Source organism: Candidatus Latescibacter sp. (assembly GCA_030692375.1).
Taxonomy (GTDB): Bacteria; Latescibacterota; Latescibacteria; order Latescibacterales; family Latescibacteraceae; genus JAUYCD01.
The window spans coordinates 21,088-28,097 of the sequence record JAUYCD010000189.1; the positions used below are offsets into that span (position 1 = coordinate 21,088).

9 protein-coding genes are annotated in these 7,010 nt (G+C 51.5%); all 9 read right to left on the bottom strand.

All coding sequences use genetic code 11. The features are described 5' to 3' along the window. Position 1: 1 nt before the first annotated feature. On the bottom strand, positions 2–1,252 hold the full coding sequence (gene fabF / locus Q8O92_11365; GenBank protein MDP2983916.1) for a beta-ketoacyl-ACP synthase II: 1,251 nt from the start codon (positions 1,250–1,252) through the stop codon (positions 2–4). Positions 1,253–1,325: 73 nt separating this feature from the next. After that, positions 1,326–1,562 (bottom strand): acyl carrier protein, encoded by a 237-nt coding sequence (gene acpP, locus Q8O92_11370; GenBank protein MDP2983917.1) that lies wholly within the window; start codon positions 1,560–1,562, stop codon positions 1,326–1,328. Positions 1,563–1,898: 336 nt separating this feature from the next. Then, positions 1,899–2,642 carry a 3-oxoacyl-[acyl-carrier-protein] reductase gene (fabG, locus tag Q8O92_11375; GenBank protein MDP2983918.1) on the bottom strand — a complete coding sequence of 248 codons (744 nt, stop codon included), beginning with the start codon at positions 2,640–2,642 and terminating at the stop codon, positions 1,899–1,901. Beyond that, positions 2,629–3,555 carry an ACP S-malonyltransferase gene (gene fabD / locus Q8O92_11380; GenBank protein ID MDP2983919.1) on the bottom strand — a complete coding sequence of 309 codons (927 nt, stop codon included), beginning with the start codon at positions 3,553–3,555 and terminating at the stop codon, positions 2,629–2,631. The genes fabG and fabD overlap by 14 nt, the downstream gene beginning before the upstream one ends. Beyond that, the gene (locus Q8O92_11385) at positions 3,555–4,538 is read right to left on the bottom strand and encodes a beta-ketoacyl-ACP synthase III (GenBank protein ID MDP2983920.1); all 984 of its coding nucleotides are present in this window, start codon (positions 4,536–4,538) and stop codon (positions 3,555–3,557) included. Before Q8O92_11385 ends, fabD begins: the two co-directional genes overlap by 1 nt. After that, the gene (plsX, locus tag Q8O92_11390) at positions 4,531–5,598 is read right to left on the bottom strand and encodes a phosphate acyltransferase PlsX (GenBank protein ID MDP2983921.1); all 1,068 of its coding nucleotides are present in this window, start codon (positions 5,596–5,598) and stop codon (positions 4,531–4,533) included. The genes Q8O92_11385 and plsX overlap by 8 nt, the downstream gene beginning before the upstream one ends. An 11-nt stretch (positions 5,599–5,609) precedes the next feature. Continuing rightward, entirely contained in the window at positions 5,610–5,792 is a 183-nt protein-coding gene (rpmF, locus tag Q8O92_11395) for a 50S ribosomal protein L32 (GenBank protein ID MDP2983922.1), read from the bottom strand. Positions 5,793–5,816: 24 nt separating this feature from the next. Then, positions 5,817–6,368, bottom strand: coding sequence for a DUF177 domain-containing protein (locus Q8O92_11400; GenBank protein MDP2983923.1), 552 nt, complete (start codon positions 6,366–6,368; stop codon positions 5,817–5,819). Positions 6,369–6,757: 389 nt separating this feature from the next. Next, on the bottom strand, positions 6,758–7,010 hold a 253-nt coding region (locus tag Q8O92_11405), incomplete at its 5' end, for a T9SS type A sorting domain-containing protein (protein MDP2983924.1).

Sequence of the window (7,010 nt, forward strand, 5' to 3'; positions counted from 1 at the left end):
ATCACTCATCACAAAATTTCTTAACCGCTAATGTGGCATTATGCCCGCCAAATCCGAAGGAGTTGGAGAGGGCGAATGCGACTTCCCGCTCCACTGCAACATTTGGCGTGCAATTCAAATCGCACTCCGGGTCGGGGTTCTCATAGTTAATGGTAGGCGGAATAACGTTGTTCATCACCGCCAGTATGGTGGCGACAAATTCCACAGAACCGGCGCCCCCCAGAAGATGCCCGGTCATCGATTTTGTGGATGATACGTTCATATCGTATGCTTTGGGGCCGAACGCCCGCTTTATCGAATTCGTTTCGGCGGCGTCACCCGCCTGAGTCGAAGGGCAATGGCAGTTGATATAATCGACATCTTTTTTACTCATCCCAGATTTTTCCACCGCCAGTTCCATGGAACGGGCTGCGCTTGCTCCATCTGGAAGCGGGGCTGTGATGTGATAAGCATCCGCAGTGAATCCGACCCCGGTTAACTCGGCAAAAATGGGAGCGCCACGTTTACGGGCATGCTCCAGCTCTTCAAGGACTAACGCCGCTCCCCCTTCACCCATGACAAAACCGTCACGGTCACGGTCGAAAGGACGTGATGCCTTCTGGGGTTCTTCATTACGGCGTGAGAGCGCTTTTATGTTAATGAACCCGGCGATTGAACTTGGGGAGATGGAACCCTCGGATCCTCCGGTGATCATTACATCCGCATCTCCGCGGAGAATCTCATGATAGGCTGTGCCGATCGCATGGGCGCCGGAAGCGCAGGCGGAAACAGTCGCATAATTCGGACCTCTCAACCCGAACATCATGGCTATATGCCCGGCAGCTATATCGCTGATCATTCCCGGTATATAAAACGGGGAGACCCTTCCCGGCCCTTTGTTAATCAGGATCGATACCTGTTCCTCGAGAACATTTATCCCGCCGATTCCCGACCCGAAAACTACACCGGTACGGTACGGGTCCTCGTTTTCCATGGAAAGACCGCTCTGTTTGATCGCTTCATACGCAGTGCAGACCGCATACTGGCTGAAAAGATCAATACGCTTGGCTTCATGGGCATCAATAATAGGTTCGGGGCTGAAATTTTTAACCTCGCCGGCAATCCGCGTTTTATAATTCGTGGCGTCAAACCGGGTAATTATTCCAATCCCGCTCCTGCCAATTTTGAGTGCGTTCCAGAATTCATTCAGGTTGTTTCCGATGGGGCAGATTACTCCCATGCCGGTAATTACAACTCTTCTTTTACTACCCATAACGCATCCTGACCGTTTTCAGTTATTGATTGATCGGGCAACCGCCGTAAAAAAAAGCGCCCAGCCGCGTGTTCTATTCGGTGACTTTATCTTTCAGATAGTCGATGACATCCTGCACCGTGCGCATTTTCTGGGCATCTTCGTCCGAAATTTCCAGATCGAATTCTTCCTCGAAAGCCATGACCAGTTCCACTGTGTCCAGGGAATCAGCCCCCAGATCATCGATAAAAGATGAGTCGTTATTCACCTTGCTCGCTTCTACTCCCAACTGGGAAATTACAAGGTCCTTAACTCTCTGTTCCAAGCTCATTGCAGTTCCTCCCGCGATCAAATGTTGGTTCATACTGTGATTCTATAAATAGCGACAAATCTTAATGCACACAGGTAAAGTTAGATCCTGAAACAAGTTCAGGATGACACGTGTCACGTCATGCCGAACTTGTTGCCGCTTCGCGGGAACGATGAAACCGTTTCGGCATCTATTTGTAAAGTACAGAGCCAATTGCCCCCTATCCCTCTGCCCCTTGCCGCTTCGCGGGTACGATGAAACCGTTTACCCCGAAGGGGGCGAGGGAAGTTTTTGCTCCACAGTCTGTTCCTGCCCCCTCCGGGGGAAGGATGTCCGAAGGACAGAAAGGGGGCTGATTTACATTACCATTCCGCCATCCACCGACAGAACCTGTCCGGTAAGATACGAAGCATCCGGAGATGCAAGAAAAGCAGCCACAGCAGCCACATCCGCCGCCGTGCCCGGTTTTTTCAGTGGTATGGCAGCGAGAAAAGCCTGTTTTGCCTCCGGTGAAAGATGTTCGGTCATTTCTGTCTGGATATAACCGGGAGCGATCGCATTCACCGTAACGCCCCGTGAGGCAAACTCCCGGGCCATGGTCTTGGTGAGCCCGATTACCCCGGCTTTGGAAGCGGAATAATTGGCCTGTCCGGCGTTTCCCATTATTCCTACGACAGAAGCGATGTTAATGATGGTTCCGCTCCGCGCTTTCACCATATGGCGGACCGCTCCTTTGGAGACCAGAAAAGTTCCGGTGAGATTCACTGCCAGCACCATGTCCCAATCTTCTTTTTTCATACGGATCATGAGGTTGTCACGGGTGATCCCGGCGTTATTGACCAGGATATCGATTCTCCCGAAATCCTTCAAAACCGCATCGAGGGCGGCATCAACCTTTTCCTCATCGGCCACATTCATGAAATACGCTTTTATCGTTCCCCCGCCTTTCGCCAACTCAAGAGCGGCGGCATTCGCCAGAGTTATATTCATGTCGCACAGGGCAATGGCAGCTCCTTCGGAGAGAAACCGCTCCGCAATCGTCCTGCCGATCCCCTGGGCACCTCCGGTGACGAGCGCCATCTTGCCTTCAAGCCTCTTCATGCAAAACCTCCCAAATATCAGCGGGTTCGGACACCGGTTTAACCTCTATCTCTTCAACAGTCCGCTTTATCAGACCGGCCAGAACATTCCCCGGGCCGAGTTCCAGGGCTTCGGTTATTCCATCGCAAACCATATTCTGCACCGTTTCGGCCCATCGCACCGGCGATGTCAGTTGAAGCACCATCAAACGACGTATTTCACCGGCATCCGTAACCGGTTTGGCGGTAACATTGGCATAGACGGGAATCCTTGCATCGGTAATCCTGATTCCATCCACAACTGCGTTAAATTCTTCGCGGGCTTTTTCCATGAGCGGCGAATGGAATGCGCCGCTGACCGGGAGGGGAATCACACGCTTTGCCCCTCGTTCTCTCAGGAGCACTCCGGCCTCTTCCACCGCATCTTTCTCTCCGGAAATAACCATCTGAAGAGGCGAATTGATATTGGCTACCACCACATTCCCAGTAACCAGACGGCACACTTCCCGGACCACTTCACAGGTAAGTCCGATCACCGCAGCCATGTTTCCTCTGCCTTCCGGGTCCGCGCCATCCATGAGCCTGCCGCGTGCGGAAACAAGGGAAAAACCAGTCTCAAAATCATAGACGCCCGCAGCATACCATGCGCAGAACTCCCCCAGGCTGTGGCCGGCTGCGGCGTCAGGAACGAGTCCATGCTTCTTCAAAACTTCAGTCAAGGCCGCTTCCACAGTGAACAGAGCCGGCTGGGTATAGAGAGTCCGCGAAAGCTTTTCCATCGGACCGGAGGCGCAAAACTCCAGCATGTCATATCCGGCAAGCCCGGAAGCCTGTTTGAACAGGTCCCCGGCTTCAGGAAATGATTCGGCCGCTACGATTCCCATCCCAACCGACTGGGCGCCTTGTCCCGGATATATCCAGGCTTTTTTTGCCATCAAAATCTCAAAAGAGTCGAGCCCCAGGTCATTCCGCTGCCAAAAGCCACCAACACCACGGTGGATCCTTTTTTCAACAGGCCGTCTTCCATCGCTTCGGCCATGGCAATCGGGATGGTGGCGGCGGAGGTATTTCCATATCGGTCGATATTAACGTACGCTCTTTCCGGCGGTATATCAAGTTTTTTTGCAGTGCTCAGGATGATCCGCAGATTCGCCTGATGCGGAATCAGCAAGTCCATATCGCACACTTTCAGGGAATTTCGCTTGAGAATGTCCTTTACGGCTTCGGCCATCGAGGTAGTCGCTTTTTTATACAGACCTTTTCCGGTCATCTTCAGGAAGTGCATTCCGCTTTTGACCGTCGTCTCGTTCGCCGGAAACCGCGAACCGCCCCCCGGCATGTAGAGAAGGTCCGCATTCGAGCCGTCGGAACGAATGATACTATCGAGAATCCGTCCGCCCTCTCCCTCTCGTGACACCACAGCGGCTCCGGCGCCATCCCCGAAGAGCACGCAACTGCTCCGATCTGTCCAATCAATGATCCGTGATAATGTCTCCGCACCGATGACCAGAACATGGTTCGCCTGCCCGGCGATAATCATGGAAGAAGCGATCGAAAGCCCATAGATGAATCCCGTACAGGCAGCGGAGATATCGAAAGCCGCCGCATTTTTCGCCCCGATCGTCTCCTGTACAAAACAGGCGGTGGCAGGAAATCCCATCTCGGGAGTCATGGTCGCCACCATAATCACATCGATGTCAGAAGGTTTGAGTCCCGCTTTACCGAGCGCTTTCATTGCCGCAGAAGAAGCAAGGCTGGCGGTTGTATCGTGCTCTTCAGCAATATGACGGGTAACAATTCCCGTTCTGGTTCGTATCCATTCGTCTGTGGTTTCAACCATCGTTTCGAGGCGGCTATTATCCCAAACCTGCGATGGTACTGTGAATCCAAGCCCTGTAATAACCGGGTATTTATTCATTGGTTACGGTAGAATTCCTTGTAAGCTCATTTTTGATAAGCACGTTCACATCTTCAAAAACAAGTTGACGCGCCACTTTTACCGCATTGGTAATTGCAACCGGAGTGGAATTACCGTGACAGATAATACTAATGCCGTCGACACCCAAAAGAGGCGCCCCGCCGTACTCTTCAGGGCTCATATCTTTCTTGATCTCCTTGAATACCGGTTTCATCATCAGTGCAACGAGTTTTCGAGACATGCTCCGTTCGGTCTTCTGCCGTAATTGATAGGTGATGAAACTGAAGATACTCTCGGCAAATTTCAAAATCACATTCCCCACGAATCCGTCGCATATCACCACATCTGCAACACCCTTGAAAATATCACGGCCCTCGACATTGCCGATGAAGTTCAGACCGGAGCTTTCCAAAAGGGTGTAGGTTTCGCAGGTGAGCTCATTCCCCTTGGTTCGCTCCTCGCCATTATTCAACAGCCCGACCCTGGGATTTTCATAACCGAACACATGCCGGGTAAAAATCGAAGCCATGACTGCAAACTGATAGAGATGCACCGGCTTGCAATCGGTGTTTGCGCCCATATCAAGAATGGCCACAGTTTTCTTTTCCGAGGGGAACATTCCCATAATCGCCGGCCTTTGAACACCCGGCAGCCGTCCCATGTACAGGAGAGAAGCGGCCATGGCGGCTCCGGTATTCCCCGCCGCTATCACCGCATCCGCTTCCCCGGACCTGCAGAGTTTGTTGCAGAGTACTATCGACGAGTTTTTCTTGGAACGAACCGCCCGGCCGGGACTTTCTGACATGTCGATAACTTCCTCGGCATGAACGACAGAGAGCCGATTCAGTAAATCCTGGTTTGGGGGAAGAGAATTTTTCCGACTGCCTTTGGAACTGACTATACGGTGAAGGCAGTCTCTCACCAGTTTTTCTTCACCCACCAGCTTGATTTCCACATCGGGAAAGCGCCGCACCGCTTCCAGGCTTCCCTCGACGAGAACATCCGGGAAATGATCCCCTCCCATGGCATCTACGGCTATTCGAATTATTCTGCCTGACATGTATTCACCGGTTACGCTTCCGCGGGTTCAATAACCTGTCTTCCCTTGTAGTATCCACATTCCGGACATACCCTATGGGGCATTACCGGCTGGCCGCAGTGGGCGCATGTGGCGACAGCGGGAATCTCGAGTTTCCAGTGGGTTCTCCGCAGTCCTTTACGGGATTTCGATGTTTTTCGTTTTGGAACAGCCATAAAAAGCTCCTTTCATTATCTTTGTTATCTTTTTTTCAGTTCTTCCCTGCTCAAAATTTCCGATAGCGCCTGCCAGCGGGGATCCTCGGTCTTCTTCTCACATCCGCACTCCCCCTCATTCAGATTATGCCCGCAGGAATAGCATAAACCCCTGCAATCCTCCCGGCAGACGGGTTTCAGCGGTAACGCAAGGATGACAGAATCCCGGACATAATCGGTAATGTCCAGCGTGGCAACATCATGCTCCACATACAAGAGCCGCTCCTCGTCCAGTTCTTCCTCTTCTTCGGATAACTGCGGAACCGGCTCGCCGACAGGCATTTGCTTCACTACCAGGGAAAATGTCCCCGACACCTCCATAGCAAAAGGCTTCAGGCAGCGCGCACAATTCACCATAACCGATGTGATCGCTTCACCTTTTACTATGGCCAGATTACCATCGCGATGGACCTGACAGATGACTCGAATATTATCGTCCGGGGAGTAATCCTCGCTCTGGATATCAAGGTCTCCGGCGTTTGCGATGAGCTCAAAGGCTTCACCTTTGAGCTGAGGTTTAAAAACAGTTATTTCCATAAAATATATCCTTTTATAATACTAAACCAAACAGCATATGTCAAGCCGGAAATGGCGCTGCTCTGGCAATCCCCCATTTTTTATTCGGCGATAAATATACCATATACTTATCTGCTCTTTAGACAAAATCCCCCCGCCGCATAAAGCGGCGACCCCCTTATTAAGGGGGTAAAAGCTGCCTGCCAACATGATTCCCCCCTTAATAAGGCAGGGGGGATTAGTCTTTCAAGAGGACTTGAACCCGAGAATATTTTTAAAATATATTTTCGTGGAAAGATAAGCATCATAAAGAGTTACAAAATATTGATTTAAAAAATTAAGGGGATGGCCAGGATAAAAAAAAGTCCGGCTCTTTGGCCGGACCTTAATGTAAGTTTTGACGCCCGCTCTTACTTGAGAAGGGTCATCTTCATAGTCCTGGAAAAATCTCCGGAGGTGACAGTGTAGAAATACACACCGGCAGAGAACCTTGAGGCATTCCAGGTCGCCGAATGGTTACCCGCATTCATGGTGGTGTTCACAACTGTATCAACCTTCTGTCCCGCCGCATTGAAAATATCGACCGTCACTTTTCCGGCTTTTGCCAGAGTAAAGCTGATCGACGTGGCGGGGTTGAAGGGGTTCGGGCTGTTCTGAGCCACC